Source organism: Streptomyces griseus subsp. griseus, from assembly GCF_000720255.1.
GTDB lineage: Bacteria > Actinomycetota > Actinomycetes > Streptomycetales > Streptomycetaceae > Streptomyces > Streptomyces griseus_I.
Window position 1 is genome coordinate 31,236 of the sequence record NZ_JOJE01000047.1, and the last position, 18,242, is coordinate 49,477.

Genomic DNA, 18,242 nt, shown 5'->3' on the forward strand with positions numbered 1-18,242 from the left:
TCTCGTCACAGACAAGGGTGGCAAACGGAGAGGTGGGGCATGACATTCCGCAACGAGGCGCGGCAGGGTATCGCCATCCTGGCGGATGACCTCACCAGCGCGGGGGACGGTGCCGCGCCGTTCCGCCAGACAGGTCACGACGCCCGGATCCTGCTCACCACCACAGCAGGCGTGCCGCGGCACGTCGTGGGCGTGAACGCGGTTGACCTCGGGAGCCGGGTGCTGGACGAGGAGGCCGCCGCTTCGCGTACGGGGCGGGCGGCCCGCCTGTGCGCCGGCTCCGAATTGCTCTTCAAAACGGTGGATTCCACCCTGCGCGGTCATGTCGCGGCAGAGGTCCGGGCCGCATGGGCCGGATCGCGGAGGCGGGCCGTCGTCATCGCTCCGGCCTTCCCCGCGGAGGGCAGAGTGACGGTGGCGGGGGTCCAGTACGTGCGGGGCGTGCCGGTCCACGAGAGCGACTACGCCCGCGACCCGGTACACCCCGTGCGGTGCTCGGACCTCGCCACGCTGTTCCCGGAGGCCGTTCTCGCGCAGCGGGACCGGGCAGCCGAGCTGCCCGAACTGATCGGGAACGGTGACCTGATCGTCTATTCCGCCGCCGAGGACGGCGACCTCGACCGTCTGGTGGCAGCGGTGCCGCGGCTCGACGAAGTGTTGTGGGTCGGCTCCCCAGGTCTGGCGGCCGCCCTGGCCCGAGCGTGTCCACGTGCTACGGGCAGCGCTGCACCACTGCCCGCCCCGGCCCGACGCCCACTGATCGTGGTCGGCAGCACCAACCCGGCGACCCGACGGCAGCTGGTCGAGCTGCACACCAGGGAGGACGTCCAGGGTGTCACCGTCGGCGTCGATCCGGCCCCGGCCGTGGAGACGCTGCGAGGCCTGACGGCCCCCGTCCTCACCCTGCGGACACCCGATGAACGCCACACCCCACAGACCGCACAAGCACTCGCCCGCTCTCAGGCGGCAGTCGTCCAGGCGCTGACCGAAGACCACACGGTCGACGCGCTCGTCATCACCGGAGGAGAAACGGCCACCACCGTGCTCCAGCCCCTCGGCGCCACCGGCATCGACCTGCTCGACGAACCTGAACCCGGCGTCGTCCGCGGATCTCTGATCGGCCGACTCCCCCTTCCCGTGCTGATCAAAGCAGGCGGCTTCGGCGACGACGCCATGCTCCTGCGCCTGTGCCACCTCATCCGACATCCCCTCGCCCCAGGAGAGCACGCATGAGCCCGATCGCCATCACCATGGGCGACCCCTGCGGAATCGGCCCCGAGATCACCCTCAAAGCGTGCGCCGATTCCCGGCGCACCGCGCCCGTCGTCGTCATCGGCGACATGGACGTCCTAGCCCGCGCCGACAAGATCGCCGACACTCACCTCGCACTCCGCCCCATCTCCTCGGTGGATGAGGCGAAGTTCGCACCCGGCACGGTGGACGTCCTTGCCGAGGACGGCCTTCCGGCCGACCTGCCCTGCGGCAGACTCGACGCCCGAGCCGGAGCGGCGTCCTTCCAGTACGTCCGCCGCGGTATCCAGCTCGCGATGGCCCACGAGATACGGGCTCTGGTGACCGCGCCGATCAACAAGGAAGCACTCCGCCTGTCCGGCGTCCCCTACCCCGGGCACACCGAGATCCTCGCCGACCTGTCCGGCACCAGGGACTACGCGATGATGATGGCCACCGACGAACTGCGGATCGTCCTGGTCACCGTGCACCAGTCACTCCGCACCGCGATCGACGCGATCACCACAGCCCGCGTACTGGACACCGTCCGCCTCACCCACCGCACACTCCAGCGCAGCGGCCTGCCCTCCCCCCGTATCGCCGTCGCCGGCCTCAACCCGCACGCAGGGGAGAACGGCCTCTTCGGTCGCGAGGACCAGGACATCATCACCCCTGCCATCCAGACCGCGCAGAGCGAAGGCATCCGGGCCAGCGGACCCTGGCCCGCCGACACCGTCTTCATGCGAGCCCGCGCCGGAGCCTTCGACGCCGTGGTCGCCCAGTACCACGACCAGGGCCTCATCCCCGTCAAGTACCTCGGGATCGAACACGGCGTCAACATCACCATCGGCCTGCCCTTCGTCCGCACCAGCGTCGACCACGGCACCGCCTTCGACATCGCCGGTCTCGGCACGGCCGACCACACCAGCCTGCTCGCCGCCCTGACCCACGCCGACCGCCTGTCCTCAGGGGCACCGGACCGCCCCTGACCCACCGGCTCACATCAGCCCCGGCACAGAAAACGGTAAGGAAACCATGGACTTCATCTTCATGCTCACCCGCGACGACCGCACTGTCACCGACTGCCTCGAGGTCCTCGACACCATCGGGGACCTCGGCATCACCCACATCGGGTTCAAGGACATCGGCGTTGACCCCGACACCCTCGCCCAGCTCCACACCCGTCTCAGAAACATGGGCGCCACCACGTACCTCGAAGTCGTCAGCACCCACCGGGACCAGGCACTCGCCTCAGTACGGACGGCCACCGAACTCGGCGTCGACTGGCTGATGGGCGGCACCTGGATCGAGGAGACCCTCACCTTCCTGCGCGGCACGTCCATCGGGTACCTGCCCTTCGCGGGAGAACCCCTGGGCCACCCCACCCGCCTCGCCGGCGGCCCGGACCGCATCGCCGATGACTGCCGACGAGCGGAGGCCGCCGGCTGTGCCGGGGTCGACCTCCTCGCGTACCGCGCCACCGATGCCGACCCTCTCGATCTGGTCCGCGCCGCCCGCGCCGCCACCACCGGCCGCCTGGTCGTCGCCGGCTCCATCACCAGCACCGACCAGATACAGGCGCTCGCATCAGCCGGAGCCGACGCCTTCACCATCGGATCCGCCGCTTTCGACGGCACCCTGCGGCCGCACGCCGGCACCCTCCGATCCCAACTGGCCCCCGTGGTGGGTCTGTAGCGAGAGCCACCCCCGGGAACCCAAAAGGAAGACGGCGCGGAACGTCCCGTGCGAGCGGGAGCGGTCACCGCTTCGCCGGCCGGGATGAAGCGGCATTCGCCGGTGCACGAGGACCGGGCAAGGTCACGGGCGCGGTGAGCTCGAGTCACATGGCCATCCGCTGGACCTCTTGACTCTCCACTGAGCCACTGCCACCCTCTGTGCCAGATACCAGCATTACATACCACAATGTGGCACATGGGGGGGGATCCGAGGACCGGGGTGGATCCCCGAACCTGGGACGAATGCGAGCGTCGGGCCCCAAGGGCCCGCTCCCCTCCACGTTGCCTCCAAGCATCCTCACGCACGGGGCCCGGCTTGCGGCCCGGCCATGAAAGGAAATTCCTGTGTCAGCTGCGAGGAAGCGCGTCGCCGTGGTCGGCTTGGGAACAATGGGCAGTCAGGCCGCCTGGCGGCTGGCGGCCCGGGGGGCCGAGGTCGTCGGCTACGACCGCTACGCACCCGGCCACGACCGCAGCGCCGCAGGCGGCGAGACCCGGGTCTTCCGCAGCGTGCAGACCCACGACAGCCGCTATGTGCCGCTCGTCCGGCACGCCGACGCCCTCTGGAAGCAGTTGCAGGCGGAGACCGGGCGGGAACTGCGCCGCCTGACCGGAGCCCTGGTCATGGGGCCGGCCGACGACCCCGAGATGCGTACCGTCATGGACGGCATCGCCGAGCACGGCCTCGACCACGAGGTGATCGACGCCGAGGCGATGGCCAAGCGTTTCCCGCAGTTCCGCGTCGACGACGGCGATCTGGTGGTCCGCGACTCCCACGCGGGCTTCATCCGCCCCGAGCTGACGGTCCAGACCGCGGCCCGGCGCGCCGAGCAGCTGGGCGCCCGGATCCGCCGCTATACCCCGGTGCGGGACGTCACTCCCCTCGCCGGGGGAGGCGTGGAGATCCGCACCGACACCGACACGGAGCGCTTCGACGCGGCGGTCGTCACGCCCGGCCCGTGGGTGGGCGACCTGCTGCCCGACCTGCCGTGGGAGGTGAGCGTCTACCGCGCGATCAGCGCCTGGTTCCTGCCCTACGAGGACCACCCGGCAGACGCCGAACGTCCCGCCTTCATCCGCTGCGGCGACATCCCCTTCTATGGCATCCCGTCCCCGGACGGCCTGGCCGTCAAGCTCGGCCTGCCCCAGGCCCACCACAAGCCCGTGGACGATCCGAACCGGCTGAACCGGACCGTCGCACCGGAAGAACTGGAGACCTTCACCACGGCGGTGCGGCGCCACCTGCCCGGCCTGAGCCCCGATCCAGTGCGCGTGTCCGTCTTCATGGAGGGCTACACGGACAGCACCCGGCCGTTGGTCGGCCCTTTGCCGGGCTGCGACGACATCGTCCTGCTGGCCGGCTTCTCCGGCCAGGGCTTCAAGATCTCGCCCGCCATGGGCGACATCGCCGCGGACCTCGCCCTGGAGGGCCGCACCTCCCAGCCGATCGACTTCATCACCACAGACGGCCGCGCCACGGCCTGAGTCCGAACGAGGTAAGCCATGACCCTGACCATCGGTTCGCTGCGGGCCGAGCGCGGCCAGAAGACCCGCGGGAGCCTGCCCGCCGACCTCGGCACCACGACGGTGGAGGTGCCCCTGATCCTCGTCAACGGATCCCGTCCCGGCCCCAGGGTCGTGATCACCAGTGGGGTCCACGGGGGTGAGTTCATCGGCGTCGACGCCACCACCCGCCTGGCCGGGGCGCTGGAACCGGATGAGGTCGCCGGCCAGGTGGTGATCTGCCCGGTGGCCAATCCGCCGGCCGTCTACGGGGGCAGGCTCAACATCTCCCCACTGGACGGCGTCAACATCAATCGCGTCTTCCCCGGCGACAAGGACGGCGGCCCCACCGACCGGATGGCGGCCTGGCTGTTCGAGCACCTCATCGACGGCGCCGACGCCTACGTGGACCTGCACAGCGGCGGTATCGACCAGCATCTGCTCGATTTCGTCGGCTACCGCCTGACCTCCGACGCCGAGCTGGACGCGAAGAACAAGGCGATGGCCCACGCGGTCGGATACGAGCGGGTCATTTACGGCACCAGCGCGGCCGACGGCAACAGCCACGCCGCGGCGAACCGGCAGGGTGTCCCCGCGATCCTCGTCGAGACCGGGCAACTCGGCGACCGCGCCCCCGCCACCGTCCGCAGGCTGCTCGACGCCCTGTACCGGCTGCTGCACCACCTCGGTGTCATCGAGGCGTCGCAGCACGTCAAGCCGCCGACCGTGCCGCCGCGCGAGTGGATCTGGACGGGCGAGGTCGAGTCTCCCGTCGCAGGCCTTTGGTACCCGGACGCGGTCACCGGCGACGAGGTGACCGAGGGGCAGGGCATCGGACGCGTCATCGACCCGGTCGACGGCGCGGAGCACAAGGTCGCCGCCGTCTCCACCGGCACGATCATCTACAGCATGAATGGACTCTCCGTCCGCCCCGGCACGCACCTCGCCGCCATCGCCGCCCCGCATCACTGACGGGCCGCAGGTCCGCCCGCGATGTCCGACAGAGGTCGGGTGGTGGCCTGACGGAGAGCGCGGACAACCCGCGGGGCATGGGGGTCTTGATGACGCGATACGAGGGGCTCGCGATCTGTCGACCAGGAGCTCCTGGCACGCCGCTGGGCCATCTATCCGTCCTCGTCACACTCACCCTGACCTGGCCCGCCGTAACGGCCGGGGCGGTTCTTGTTGCGCTGGAGGGAGACGGCGCTGCGGCCCGGCCGCCGTCCATGACGGCGGCCGGGCGGGCTGGACCTCGCCAGGCTGCGTGCCACCGTTCGCGGACGAGCCGGCCCCGTACTTCGAGACCCGCCGATCCCAACAAGTGCCCCCGGGAGGTACGGCACGGAGGCTGGCCCACATGGGCGGACGCGGCGGACGGACGGCGGCTGATGTCGCGGGCCCCGGTCGCTCCGGCACCTGGCACCTGGCGCCCCGAACGCACCCAGCCGGAGCGCCGTGGAACGGGGGCCGACCTAGGCTGGAAACAGCCGCTGGAAACCAGCCCTGACGGGACGGCTGTCCGGACGGAGGCGTGGTGCGTGGAGATGGCCGACAAGCAGGATGCCCCCACTGCTGCTGTCGTGGTGGACCCGGACGGCATGGTGAGCGGCTGGAGCGAGGGGGGCCGGCTGCTGCTGGGCTGGACGGCGGAGGACACCGTCGGACGCCCGGTGACCGACCTGCTGGTCGGTCCCCCGCCACCCCGCTTCCCCGAGGGCTACGGGGCCGGCTCCACGGGGTTCATCCCCCTGCGGCACCGGGACGGTTCGACGGTGGACGCCGTGGTGACGGCTCACCCGCTGCTCGGCCCCGACGGGCGGGCACTCGGTCACGCGATGACCGTCCAGCGCTGGGGAAGCCGCCCGGTGATTGCCGACCGGGCCTTCGAGCAGTCCCCCTTCGCTCTGGGCGTCTACGACCCTGAGCTGAGGTTCCTGTGGATCAACGCCTCCTCGGGCCGGGTGATTGCGCACTCCGAGGAGCAAGTGCTCGGTAGGAAGTACCGCGAGGTGCTTCCCGAATTCGACCGCTCGCTGTTTCCCGAAAGGGACGACAAGCCTTACACCGACAAGCTCGCGGAAGTGGCGAGGACGGGCGAGCCCGCGCGTCTCATCACCGTCTTCCGCCCTCGCGGCAGTAACTACGCCAATGCCTGGGCCACCAGCATATGGCCCGTCCGAGATGCCGAGGGCAGGGTCCGCGCGGTCGCCAACTGGGGATTCGACATGAGCGCCGAGTACTGGGCTCGACAACGCCTGCTCATCCTCAACAAGGCCAGCGGCGGCATCGGCCAGACACTCACCGTGATCGGCACCGCCCAGGAACTGGCCAGGACTCCGGTGCCGGGGTTCGTCGACCTCGTCAGCGTGGATCTCTTCGACGAGGTGCTGCGCGGAGAGGAACCGCCCTCCGTGTCCGCGTTCACCCCCGGCGAGACGATCGGGCTCAGTCGTGCCGCCCAGCACAGCGCGAAGGACGACACCGACCCGGCTCCGGGGCTCACGACACCGGTCGCGCACACTCCCGGTTCCGTCGCCGCCCGCTGCATGGCCACCGGCAGGTCCACCGTTGAGCTCGCCGCTGAGCCCGGCCAGGGCGGCGAATGGGCCTTCGGGCCCGGGCTCGCCGCCGACCCGGCCCACTGGCCACCGGGCAACCCGGTGATCGACGAATCCATCGCCGCGGACGGGCTGACCGGCCGGATCACCGTGCCGCTCCGGGCGCGCGGCGCGCTGCTCGGCGTCGTCGCCTTCTCCCGCCTCGACCGGCCCGAGGCGTTCACCGCCGACGACCTGATCCTCGCCGAAGAGCTGACCGCCAAGGCAGCCGTCGCCATCGACAACGCCCGCCGGTACTCGCGCGAGCGTACGACCGCGCTGACCCTGCAACGCAGCCTGCTGCCGCAGCGACTGCCGAACCATGAGGCGGTCGAGGTGGCATCGCGCTACCTGCCCGGCGGGACCGGCACGGAAGTGGGCGGTGACTGGTTCGACGTCATTCCGCTGTCCGGCGCCCGGGTCGCCCTGGTCGTCGGCGATGTCGTCGGCCACGGCCTGCACGCTTCGGCCAGCATGGGCCGACTGCGTACGGCGGTCCGCACCCTCGCCGACGTCGACCTGCCGCCGGACGAACTGCTGACCCACCTGGACGACCTGGTCCTCCACCTCGCCGGCGACCTCCAGCCCACCGGCCACTTCCAGCCGACCGGCGAGTCCGGGGCCACCTGCCTGTACACCGTCTACGACCCGGTCTCCCGACACTTCACCCTGGCGAGCGCCGGCCATCCCCTCCCGCTGATCATCTCGCCGGACGGCACGAGGCCCCCGGTACCCGTCCATCCGGGACCGCCGCTCGGCATCGGTGGTCTGCCCTTCGAGGCCACCGAGGTCGAACTGCCGGAGGGCAGCCTGCTCGCCCTCTACACCGACGGACTGGTGGAAAGCCGCGAGCGCGACGTCGACCAGCGGATCGCCGAACTGCAGCGAGCCCTGAACCACTCGGTCACCTCGCTGGAGGCCCTGTGCGACACGGTGATGGACGCCATGCTCCCCGAACGCCGCACCGACGACGCAGCCCTGCTGCTCGGTCGCACGCACGCGCTGGCTCGTCACCACGTCGCCGACTGGGACATCGAGCCCGACACCGCGCAGGTGCCGCGCGCCAGGAAGTTCGCCGTCGACCAGGTGGACGCCTGGGGCCTGGAGGAGGCGGCGTTCGTCACCGAGCTGGTCGTCAGCGAGCTGGTCACCAACGCCATCCGATACGGCGAGCCGCCGATCAGGCTGCGGCTGATTCGCGATACGTCCCTGATCTGCGAGGTCTCCGACGCCAGCAACACCGCTCCGCACCTGCGCCGGGCGCGCGCTTTCGACGAGGGCGGCCGGGGACTGTTGCTCGTCGCCCAGCTCACCCAAGGGTGGGGCACCCGGCACGCCACCAACGGCAAGACGATCTGGTGCGCGCAGACCCTCCCCCAGCCTGAGCCGCACTGAGATCCAGACGACTACGGGCACGAGCAGGGGCCCGCCTCCGCGCATACACGCCCCATCCGACCTCCAGCCGACGCGATCCGACGCGCCGAGCGTGAAGGCACCCAGGGGGCGGCCTTCTCCACCGTCGGGGTGAGCCGCGCGGTTTCAGGCGTCGGATGTCGCTGGCCGGAGCCGTGATGCTCTTGGTCGGTCGGTGCCTCAGCGACGGCATGGCGTCGGCTTCCAGTTCTGGCACTGGCGCCCCGGGCGACGAACATGTCGAACACCGAGGGGTCGAGGCCGAAGGCCTGGGTGACGCGGTCGCCCGGCGCGACTGGTACGGCACTGTCTGCGCCGTCCGTCTCCGGGTCACCGCCGCTCGACGAGCAGGCCGCCAGTGGGGTCACCGCTCTCGCCGATGTCCTCCGCCCGACTCAGCCTGAGCAGGGACTCGTCGTGGCTGGAGGACCGCAGAGCGATCTCGTGCACGGGTAAGTGCTCGTAGACGCAGACCGCGGTGCCCGGCCGCAGGCGGCGGACGGAACGCCGACGCATTCGGCTGTCCTCTTCCTCGGCCAGAATGCGGCCCACCATGTCCATGGTCTGCGGATCGCGGTTGCCTGGCAGCACCATCAGGGCGGAGTGGTTGGTCATGATGCTGCGTGCGCGGTACTCCCCGTATGTGGCGGTGAGCTGCGCCATGTCGTGGAAGACGGAGACCAGTTGGATGCCCGTGCCGGCAGCGGTGGTCGCGATCGTGTCCAGATTCTCCACGGGTGCGATATTGCCTGCCTCATCAAGTAGGAGGAGTAGGTTTGAATGCTGTCCCTGCCTCCGGTAGGCCTCAGTGATGACACTGCGGACCAGCGCAGTGAAGACGGGCGACAGCCGCTCCTGTTCCTCGGGCGGAGCACACAGATACAGCGTGTGGGAGCCTGAGAAGAGGTCAGACACGCGGAAGCCGCCTGACTCCGATGCTCGTCGGACGGCTTCCGACTCATAGACGCGCAGAACGCTTCGCGCGGTGGCGTAGACGCCTGACCGAGTGACGTCGGCCAGGACGCTGAACGAGCGGAAGATGTCAGCCGCCTCCGTGGCAGGCGCGTGCAACAACCTCGCTTGGACTTCGGCGCGGGCCTCGGTGCGGATCCAACGGCTGACGTCCCGCATGGTCAACCGGGAATGGGCCGCCGCGTGCAGCAGCGCCTGGATCAGCAGGCTGGCCTGCTCGTACCAGAACCTGTCCACCTGATTGCGTCCGCTTCCGCCACGGGCGGCCTCGGTCAGCCCGTGCGCCATGGCCACGGCTCGCTCGAAGTCCTCGCATCCCTCGACCGGATTCCAGGTGGTGATCGCCGAGCCGCTCTCGAACAGCTCGCCGGTAGGTTCGAATATCCAGGTCTGTCCGAACCGGCTGCGGTGGGCGATGGTGGCCATCGCCACATCGCTTCGCACCGAAGTCACCAGTGCCGGGCCATCCCATTCGAGCAGTGTGGGGATGACGAACCCCGTTGTCTTCCGGCTGCGTTGCGGCCCAAGAACCAGGATCGGCCGGAACGCCCGGGCAGCCACCTCCCTGCCGTGCTGGCGGCCGAGCGTGACCCGGTGAGGTCCGGGGACAAGATCACTCAACGTGTCCGGCGGCACCGAGTCGTCCGAGGCTCCGTCCGATTCCTCACCGGTCTCCAACCGTCGTAACAAATCACGAAGTACGGTCAAGTCGTCCCGGTCCTGCGGCGTCTCGTGGTCCAGCCTGAGTTCGTCGATCGTCTGTCTCAGGAGGGAAATGGCACCCTCGGTTTCGCCCACGCTCCGGCGTCCGGACGCCACGTAGAAGCGAGCCTGGGCGAGAAGCCTGCGATGGCTGTCGATGGGTTCGCGTTCGACCAGCGACTGCGCGTCGTCGAGCGCGAGGACCGCTTCGTCCAGCGCCTCCTGGTCGCGGTCGAGCCGGTCCAGTGCCTCACTCCGCATCAGCCGACAGACGACCAGCAACACACTGGTGGATGTGTCCTCGCTGCGTTCTCTCAGCCTGATGCCGGCCGCCACGAGGCGTTCGGCTGCCGACAGTGCGTGAGCAGGGCGTTCGACGGCCAGTTCCACTTCGACGAGCGTGTGCAGCAGCAACAGGTGTGCCATGGGGGCGTGTCCGACCGCCGCTGGGTCGAGCCGGTAGAACCGGGCGCAGGCCCGTTCCAGTTCGGCGGCGGCGGCGTCCCCGTCACCGTCGATGCAGTACACCTGCGCCAGAGCGGTCACTGCAACCAGCATCGCCTGGAGGTAGAGCCCAGGGCGGTCGGCGAATCCGTACTCGGCCGCATCGAGAGCTCGCTTCGCCGCCTCGTAGGCCTCGTCCATGCGACCGGTCCCCACGAGCATGCCCGCGAACTGAGCCTCGCACAACGCGTAGTGCGGGCCGTACAGGTCACGGGAGCGTTTGTAGAGCGCGTACATGGCCTCGGCGCCTTGCCGGGAAAGCGCCTCGGCCTCGTCGAGATCCTCCGCCAGCTCGGCGGCGTTGGCCCCGACGACGTTCATCGCGACGACGAGTCTGGCCACCGACTCCTGATGGGGATCATCCAGTTGAGCGGCCACTTCCCTGGCACGTCGAAGCGCCGACCGTGCGTCGGCCAGGTTCGTCGAGGTGATCAACACTTCGGCCTGAAGTACGAGCAACTGCGCTACCTCGACGCAGGGGCCATGGTCGGACTGGAGCTGTGTGATGCCCTCCCCCACGACGTGGGCGGCACGGCTGGGATCCTCGACCATCAACACCATCGCATACGCGCACCAAAGTTGAACGCGGAGCTTCACGTCTGCCGCGCCGGACTCCGCGCAGGCAAGTCGCAGGATCTCCTTCGCCTCCCGGAACCGGCCCACGGTGCTGTATGCCGTGGCGAGAGCGTAACGGCTCTCGAGCAGGAGAGTGCCGGAGTCGTCCTGGGACGACGCGGAGAGTTCGGCGGCCTCCAGCGCGCGCTCGGCGTCGTCGACCGCAACGGCGGCACGGCTCAGACCGAGGTTGACGGCGGACCCGGCGTTCAGAATTCTCGCCAAGGCCTGGTTGGCCGCCTGCGGCGGCATCCGTGAGGCCATCGAGAGGTAGGTGTACGCCTGCGCCAGTGGGCTCTCGGCCGCTTCCAGAAGGCCGGCCGTCGCCAGTTCCGTGACCGCCTTCGTCTCCATCTCCGCAGCCCGTGCGAAGTCACCGGCCGCTGCCGCCTCGCGGGACACTGCACGGTGCAGTGCGGCGGCCAGGGGCTGGAACAGCGTGCCTCGCGGCAGCTTGGCCAGCATCCGTGCGGCCTCGGGTTCCTCGAGACGGTGCTCGGTGAGATCGAGAGCGGCAGCGAGCCGCGACGGCAGGTAAAATTCCTCCGGCGCCGAGACGGCCTGTGTGAGGAGCACCTCGGCACGTTCACCGAGCAGGGTGTGGAGGGTCAGTCTCGTCTCGTGCGCCACCGAGCCGACCGGAGAAGCGCACATCCGCAGCAGCACCTCCAGCATGCGCGAGCGCTGGCCGGGCGCACCGGCCCCGTCCAGCACCTCTCTGAGCAGCCCGTCCGCAAGTGCCTCAGGTCCGGTCAGGGCAATCGCGATCAGTTGCTCGCCCAGGAGGTCGGGTTCGACGAGCGGCAGCGGTCGTCCTCCGAATCGCTCCCCGAGCCTGTCGAGCAGGTCGCGGAGTTCGAACCGCCGCCAATTACTCAGGGGCTCCGCGCCGGACAGGGCGGCGACGGCCTGCCCCTCGTCGTCGGCCTGCACCAGGGTGGAGACGGCGAATACCATCCGCCGAGCGCGCGGCGAGGGCAGCAGGTCCTCCAGCCCTGCCCTCCAGAACCGCTCGTCCTCGCGCTCCACCAGGGCGATCAACAACTCCTCATCGGCGGCCGCCGGACGGAGTTGTTCTTCCCTCCCGGTGCCAACCGGGGGCCCCACTTCCCCGTCCCCCCGTTCGGGGGACGGCTGAACCTCGCCGAGGAGGTCCAGCAGAGCCCGGGCATGAATGAGCAATGGGGTGCCAAGTCCGCCGAGGTGCCCCGGGGCGCTCTGCTCGCCGGTCTCGCCGGTCTCGCCGGTCTCGCCGGTCTCGCCGGGGCCCGGCGCCGCCCGTTCCGCGAGTTCCGGCGGATCGCGTCGGAGAGCGGCGGCGAAGTGCCTTGCAGCGGTGTCGTAGTGCAGACGCCGCTCGTCGGGCGGCAGCCCCGACCTGGGGAGTTGCAGGACTCGATCCGCCGCGTCGTCCGACCTGCCGAGTTCGGCGCTGAGCCGACGGGAGAAAGCCTCGCCGTCCCTTACCACGGCCAGAATGCGGACCTTGCGGCTTCCCGCCATCGCTTCACCGGTGAGCAGCCGAGCCATAACCGCCTGCTGGTGGTCCGCGTAGTCCAGCACGACGAGCAAGGGCTTGCCAAGAGCCGACGCCAAGACATCGCCGGAGGCGCCGTGCCGGTCGGGCAGCAGGTCGGCGGTTCCGGTGACCCAGCCTTCGCGGGCCAGCGATTCACACAGATCGGCTGCGATCCGACTCTTACCGGTGCCGCCCCCGCCGGCCAGCACCGCATAGCTCACCGGCATTTCTTCCGCACACCACGCGCGCAGTCTGTCTTGCTCCTCCCTGCGTGGAATGAACGGCACAACCTGCGCGCGGGAAGACAGCAGTGCCACCGGGGACAGGAAGGCGGCTGCGTCCGAGGAACGGGACTGGTGCGGCGAGCGCAGGCGAAGCCTGTCTCGTTCACCCATCCGGATGGTCACGTGGTGGGCGACGCGCAGGGGCTCCCGATTCTGCCAGGCCTCGGGCAGCAGAGGACTGAGCTTCTCGTCGGCGAGTAGGTCGGTCAGCGCGAGTGCCTGTAATCGACCGCCCTCGAACCGCGTATTCTCCGCGAGGACCACCCCGAGGAGCAGGTCGTCCGGGCCGAACAAGGCAGCGCCGGACAGTCCCGCCCAGCCGCTTTGCAGACGACCGTCTGCACCCTGCGGACGGGCGGACGGCCGCGAGGTGGTGACGTCGAGCAGCAGACGACCGTCCCGGGTGCTCAGCCGGGCCGTCCCTTCGACGGTCTCCGCTCCGCGCAACGCGTCAGCCGCGTTTTCGCCACTTCGCCCGCCGACGTACGGAAAACCGCACGTGTGAAACGGGACCGGTGCGGCAATGTCCATCGCCCCCGGCTTCTCGTCAGGGACCTCCCCCCAGTCGGTCTCAAGTTCCAACACCGCCGCATCGAGGCGGACCGAGTCCGCCGGAACGACACTCGCTGTCCGTACCCAGCCGGCTTCATCGGCACGCGAGGCCTGCCGCACCTCGACGTCCTGCGGCCGGTCGAACGCGGTCGCCACCACGTGGCGGGCCGTGAGCACGGTGCTGCGTGCGACCAGATACCCGGTTCCATGACGCCACGTCCGGCCGCCAGTCCGGCAGCGGATCTCGACCACTCGGTCGAAGTCCGGGGCGCCCGTCTCGACCACGGTCACTGCTCCCCCTCCCCCGACAGGACGCTTCGCTCTGATTCCCGTTCCTCAGGCGCAGGCAACTGGGCGGCCTGCTCGTCCCTGTACCTTCGGTACCAGAGGTTTCCCGTTGTGTCCTGGTACCACAAGGTGACGTCGTCGAGCACCAGTGGTGCGTCGTCCGGGCCGAGCATGATGCTCAGTGTCACGGATTCGCCGGGGCCGAGCACCTGGGCCACGGCACTTGCCGGCAACCCGAAGGACGACGCCCGTAGTTGAAGCCGGAAGACCGCGCTGGACCCGACGTTCCGTATGGAAAACAAACCGATCCCCAGCTCGTCGCTCCCCGGCCGCGCGCTGTAGATCTCGTGCTCTGCGAAGGCGACCGCTGCCGCCGCGGCGCGGGCCGACTTGGAGTCGCCATCGTCCCGGCTGCCGGCCTGGATCTCGACAAGGCTGTTCAGCGCCGCCGCCACCTCTGCCGCTGTCCGGTCCAGTTTCGCAAGTCTTTTGTCCAGGTGTCCGACAGCCGCCAAGAAGACGACGGCCGCCAAGGCAACGAGCACCGCCGGGGACTGCAGGGACAGCTTGATGTCAACGGGATGGAGAAACACCTGGCGCTCCCCCTGCCCGCGGCAACCAACAGCGCGATCCGAAAAAGCGCGCTCGACACAGCACGACGCTCACGAGCCCCCCGTTTGGCTGGAATTACATCCGCACAAATCATGCTACAAGAGCATCTATAACCGCGTATATAACTCGTCAGCTACGGCATGGAAGCGCGGCACACAGGTGATGCGCCCGCATCGGGTGCACCGCGTCCTGGAGAACCTCGACGATGTCCCGGTACGAGCCCGGCAGCACGGCCATCCCCAGCCCGGGCGTCCACTGCGGCACCAGCCGCACTCCGACCGGCGATCCCGCCGAGGACGTACTCCTCGTCCTTCGCCCGGCCGGCGTCCGCTTCCGCACCGCTCGTCCGCGAGCCGGCTGCCACCGCTGCCCCTTGTGCGGGTGCCGGTGGCGGTGATGTCACCGACGCCTCGAGGCCGAGGCATACCGGGCCAACGCCCTGTTCGACGCTCATCGCGGCAATCCCGAGTTCGGTCGCCGGTTCCTCCTCTACGAGGCCCGCGCCGCCGGTGAGCCGATGGCTGAGCGGACCGCCACTCGACGCCGGCCTCCTCTGTCGTGCAGTCCGCAGTTGCTGGATAAGCGTTGCCACGGCGGGTCGCACCGCCTGGTGCCGTGGATGCGCCAGCATGTCGTCGGGGTCGTAGTAGTCAGCGTCGAACAGACTCGACCGTCGCCGTGTCTGGAGGGCAGATCGCAACCGTCACGCGTCTCGCACGACCCAGGCACCCCGACACGCCTTCAGAGGAAGACGCGCGCCAACTCCAGCCACTTCTGGGCGTCCTCGCCGGTCGCCGTCATGTTGGTCTCGGACCAGGGGCGACGCCGGGTGACACACAGGCAGAAGTCGAAAGCGCCGCCCTGTACCCGTTGCGCGGCAGCCTCGGGGCCCCACACCCAGGTCCGTCCGTCAGGTGCTGTCAGCTCGACGCGGAAGGGGTCCGCCGGCTCAGACAGTCCGACGGCGGCGAAGGACAGCGCCCGTCCCAACACCCCCAGCGACGCCACGTGCTGCAGTCGATCCGTCGGGCGGTGTGCCACGCCCACAGCATCGAAGACGTCCTGCCCGTGTGCCCAGGTTTCCATCAAACGAAGGGGCGCCATCAGGGCCGGGGTCACCTTCGACATGTACCAGGGGAACGCGTGGTCCCATGGCGTGTCGCGCAGTGCCGCCGCCAGTTCCGCTCGACCGGCCCGCCAGTCGTCCAGAAGTACCGACCGCGGTTTGGCCGCTCCCGCAGCGGCGGCCTTGTCTGCGTACCCGCTGCCTTCGGCTTCCGCCCGCCCGAGCTCGGCGCCGAACGCGTCCGGAGTGCGTAAGGCGCTGAGTGCGTTCGCGTCCGCCCACGCGAGGTGGGCTATCTGGTGGGCGACCGTCCAGCCCGGTGCCGGTGTCGGTATGGACCAGTCGTCCACTGCCCTGACCAGGACGTCGAGCTCGTCACCCTCAGCCACCAGCGCGGACAGGACACCGGCGTCATCTACATCGGGGACGGCGAGGTTGTAGTTCAACATGCGCGCCATGGTGCCACTCCTTCCTGACCAACGGCGGAGACGAAGTGTGCGGGCAACTCCGATGCGGACGGGGCCTGCCGGGCCGAAGACCGCTTCGCGCCCGAGTCACCGATCCGGCAGTGGACCGGATACCCGGCCAACGCTGCGTGAAATGCTCCGAGCTGACGCGCCGGTGGGCAAGGGCGGTAGGACCGACGGCGCCGGGGCGGTAGCGGTTGTACGGTGATCCCGCGCACGCGGGGGCACTGCAGGCTGAGACCGGTGCAGAGGGAAGCGCACGGGGTCGCGGAACCCTGACGGCGCGCGGGCGAGAACTCGCGCGTGGATGGCGGTCCGGCCACGGATCGCGAACACGTTCACACACGTGATCAGGCGCTCCGACTCAGCGGACGTACCCGGCAGTGATCCCACCCCGTGTCTGGTCGCGTGGGCAGAACTGCGGCCCACAGCCCGTCCATCCATTTCCGGCACTCGTGGCAGAGCTGGTCTCCACGCAGGTGCACTCCACGCGACGGATCGAGCTACTTGGTGCGTCTGTTTCACCGTTTCGAGCGGTTTGGCGATGAGGCTGTGGGCCTGGCCGTGTCCGTGTCATCAAATTTCCAGATGACATGGCGTCAGTACTTACTGGATGGGCTGGGGGCGGCGCGATGGAGGTAAGGGGGGTGCATCACACCTACCGTCGGCGGGTGGTCCTGCGGGGTGTCGATTTTGACCTCGGGTCCCATGTGCTGGCCGGGATCGTCGGCGAGAACGGCGCGGGCAAGACGACCCTCTTAAAGATCCTCGCCGGTGAACTGCGGGCGGATTGTGGCGCGGTGCGTCACCGGGGGCGTTTTGGCTACTGCCCGCAGGAGGTGGTCCTCAACGACGCCCTGACCGTCCGGCAGCACCTGGAGTTCTTCCAGACGGCCTTCGCGCTTGACGACCTGCGTCATGCCGAGAGGGTCATGGAGGCTTTGCAATTCTCTGAGTACGCCGATGTGCGGGCCGGGGTGCTCAGCGGCGGGACCCGGCAGAAGCTGAACCTCACGCTCGCGCTCATGCACGATCCGCAGGTTCTGCTGCTGGACGAGCCGTACCAGGGTTTCGACTGGGACACCTACCAGCGGTTCTGGGAACTGGCCGCCCAGCTGCGCGACGCCGGCCGCTCTGTCCTGGTGGTCTCCCACCTGGCCTACGACACCGAACGCCGGGATGAGCTGTGGCGTCTGGAGGCGGGCACGCTGCGCCTGGAGACGGCGGCAGCGGCATGAGGAGACACCTGAGCCTGTTCACCACGGCGACCCGGTATGACCTGATCGAGCACGCCCGTAACCGGTTCGCCATGCTGCTGGTCGTCTTCTTCATCCCCACTTGGGTCGGCCTGGTCTACCTCACCATCCCCGACAGAGCGGCCCCGTTCCGCCTGGCCTCCACCGGAGAGAGGCTGGCGCCGGCCGGCCATGAGCTGACCCAGATCACCGGGGCCCTCAACGCCGTCACCCTGGTGACCGGGTTCATGATGTTCGCCTCCACTTTCTCCGGCGGGCGCTTCGACCGACGCCTGGCCATGGCGGGCTACCCCCGCACCCATCTCGTCCTGGCCAAGGCCGCCTCCTTGGTCCTGGCCTCCGCGCTCCTCGCCGCCTACGCCACCGCAGCCATGTGCATCGCCTGGACACCGAAGCAGCCCTACCTGCTGGCCGCCGCGCTGTTCTGCGCCGCGCTGACCTACGGCGCCATCGGCGTGGTCCTGGGATCCCTGCTGCGCCGCGAGGTCGAGGGCATGTTCGCCCTGGTGATGACCAGCGTCATCGACATCGCCCTGCAAAACCCCATCGTCAGCGCCGGCGCCGACAACCCGCTGACACACCTGCTGCCCACCTACGGATCCGTCCAAGCCGCCACCGCGGCCGGCTTCTCCACCACCTCCGCACCGGCATACCTCGCTCTGCAACTGCTGTGGTTCGCCGTCGCCGCACTCCTGGGCCTCCTGGCCTTCCACCACCGCACCCGCAACGCCCTGCCCCGACCCAACCGTCACCACCGGCCCACAACGGCGGAACCACGCGACGCTGCGCCCCTCGAAGCCGAACGGGCACCGGCTTCCAGCCTGGACCCCTCACCGGGCCCTCGTAACTGACGATGCCGCCGCATTCGCACGATCGGGCGGCATCAACTATCTCCTCCGGCTATCTCCTCCGGCCGACCGCAGACA

Annotated in this window: 11 protein-coding genes; 8 read left to right on the forward strand and 3 right to left on the reverse strand. The window is 69.5% G+C overall.

Translation table 11 applies throughout. The features are described from left to right. The first annotated feature begins 39 nt into the window (after window positions 1-39). The 6 genes from IG99_RS37550 (at window position 40) to IG99_RS37575 (ending at window position 8,461) form a co-directional block, all read left to right on the forward strand. On the forward strand, window positions 40-1,233 hold the full coding sequence (locus IG99_RS37550; RefSeq protein ID WP_051866379.1) for a four-carbon acid sugar kinase family protein: 1,194 nt from the start codon (window positions 40-42) through the stop codon (window positions 1,231-1,233). After that, window positions 1,230-2,219 carry a 4-hydroxythreonine-4-phosphate dehydrogenase PdxA gene (gene pdxA / locus IG99_RS37555; protein ID WP_037682362.1) on the forward strand — a complete coding sequence of 330 codons (990 nt, stop codon included), beginning with the start codon at window positions 1,230-1,232 and terminating at the stop codon, window positions 2,217-2,219. The genes IG99_RS37550 and pdxA overlap by 4 nt, the downstream gene beginning before the upstream one ends. Window positions 2,220-2,265: 46 nt before the next feature. Beyond that, on the forward strand, window positions 2,266-2,925 hold the full coding sequence (locus IG99_RS37560) for a HisA/HisF-related TIM barrel protein (protein ID WP_037682364.1): 660 nt from the start codon (window positions 2,266-2,268) through the stop codon (window positions 2,923-2,925). Between the two features lie 386 nt (window positions 2,926-3,311). Continuing rightward, entirely contained in the window at window positions 3,312-4,451 is a 1,140-nt protein-coding gene (gene solA, locus IG99_RS37565; RefSeq protein WP_037682366.1) for an N-methyl-L-tryptophan oxidase, read from the forward strand. Window positions 4,452-4,469: 18 nt separating this feature from the next. Next, window positions 4,470-5,441: a succinylglutamate desuccinylase/aspartoacylase family protein gene (locus tag IG99_RS37570; protein ID WP_037682367.1), complete on the forward strand. Its 972-nt coding sequence runs from the start codon at window positions 4,470-4,472 to the stop codon at window positions 5,439-5,441. Between the two features lie 572 nt (window positions 5,442-6,013). Further along, complete coding sequence (locus IG99_RS37575; RefSeq protein WP_037682394.1) at window positions 6,014-8,461, forward strand: SpoIIE family protein phosphatase; 2,448 nt, start codon at window positions 6,014-6,016, stop codon at window positions 8,459-8,461. Window positions 8,462-8,809: 348 nt separating this feature from the next. Here the strand turns inward: IG99_RS37575 and IG99_RS37580 are convergent, their stop codons facing one another. The 3 genes from IG99_RS37580 to IG99_RS37590 all read right to left on the reverse strand — a co-directional run bounded on the left by IG99_RS37580 (window position 8,810) and on the right by IG99_RS37590 (window position 16,051). Beyond that, the gene (locus IG99_RS37580; RefSeq protein WP_037682369.1) at window positions 8,810-13,918 is read right to left on the reverse strand and encodes a type IV secretory system conjugative DNA transfer family protein; all 5,109 of its coding nucleotides are present in this window, start codon (window positions 13,916-13,918) and stop codon (window positions 8,810-8,812) included. Beyond that, window positions 13,915-14,508, reverse strand: coding sequence for a hypothetical protein (locus IG99_RS37585; protein WP_037682370.1), 594 nt, complete (start codon window positions 14,506-14,508; stop codon window positions 13,915-13,917). Before IG99_RS37585 ends, IG99_RS37580 begins: the two co-directional genes overlap by 4 nt. A gap of 760 nt (window positions 14,509-15,268) precedes the next feature. Continuing rightward, window positions 15,269-16,051 carry a TIGR03084 family metal-binding protein gene (locus tag IG99_RS37590; RefSeq protein ID WP_078948147.1) on the reverse strand — a complete coding sequence of 261 codons (783 nt, stop codon included), beginning with the start codon at window positions 16,049-16,051 and terminating at the stop codon, window positions 15,269-15,271. 641 nt (window positions 16,052-16,692) lie between these two features. Between IG99_RS37590 and IG99_RS37595 the strand changes: the two genes are divergently transcribed. Together IG99_RS37595 and IG99_RS37600 are read left to right on the forward strand one after the other, a co-directional pair. After that, a complete protein-coding gene (locus tag IG99_RS37595; protein WP_037682371.1) occupies window positions 16,693-17,298 on the forward strand; it encodes an ATP-binding cassette domain-containing protein in 606 nt (201 codons plus the stop codon). Beyond that, on the forward strand, window positions 17,295-18,167 hold the full coding sequence (locus IG99_RS37600; protein ID WP_051866381.1) for a hypothetical protein: 873 nt from the start codon (window positions 17,295-17,297) through the stop codon (window positions 18,165-18,167). The genes IG99_RS37595 and IG99_RS37600 overlap by 4 nt, the downstream gene beginning before the upstream one ends. Window positions 18,168-18,242: the final 75 nt, after the last annotated feature.

Coding starts and splice junctions, on each gene's coding strand:
- IG99_RS37550 (WP_051866379.1), top strand. CDS start 40: ATGACATTCCGCAACGAGGCGCGGCAGGGTATCGCCATCCTGGCGGAT.
- pdxA (WP_037682362.1), top strand. CDS start 1,230: ATGAGCCCGATCGCCATCACCATGGGCGACCCCTGCGGAATCGGCCCC.
- IG99_RS37560 (WP_037682364.1), top strand. CDS start 2,266: ATGGACTTCATCTTCATGCTCACCCGCGACGACCGCACTGTCACCGAC.
- IG99_RS37570 (WP_037682367.1), top strand. CDS start 4,470: ATGACCCTGACCATCGGTTCGCTGCGGGCCGAGCGCGGCCAGAAGACC.
- IG99_RS37575 (WP_037682394.1), top strand. CDS start 6,014: ATGGCCGACAAGCAGGATGCCCCCACTGCTGCTGTCGTGGTGGACCCG.
- IG99_RS37590 (WP_078948147.1), bottom strand. CDS start 16,051: ATGGCGCGCATGTTGAACTACAACCTCGCCGTCCCCGATGTAGATGAC.
- IG99_RS37595 (WP_037682371.1), top strand. CDS start 16,693: ATGGAGGTAAGGGGGGTGCATCACACCTACCGTCGGCGGGTGGTCCTG.
- IG99_RS37600 (WP_051866381.1), top strand. CDS start 17,295: ATGAGGAGACACCTGAGCCTGTTCACCACGGCGACCCGGTATGACCTG.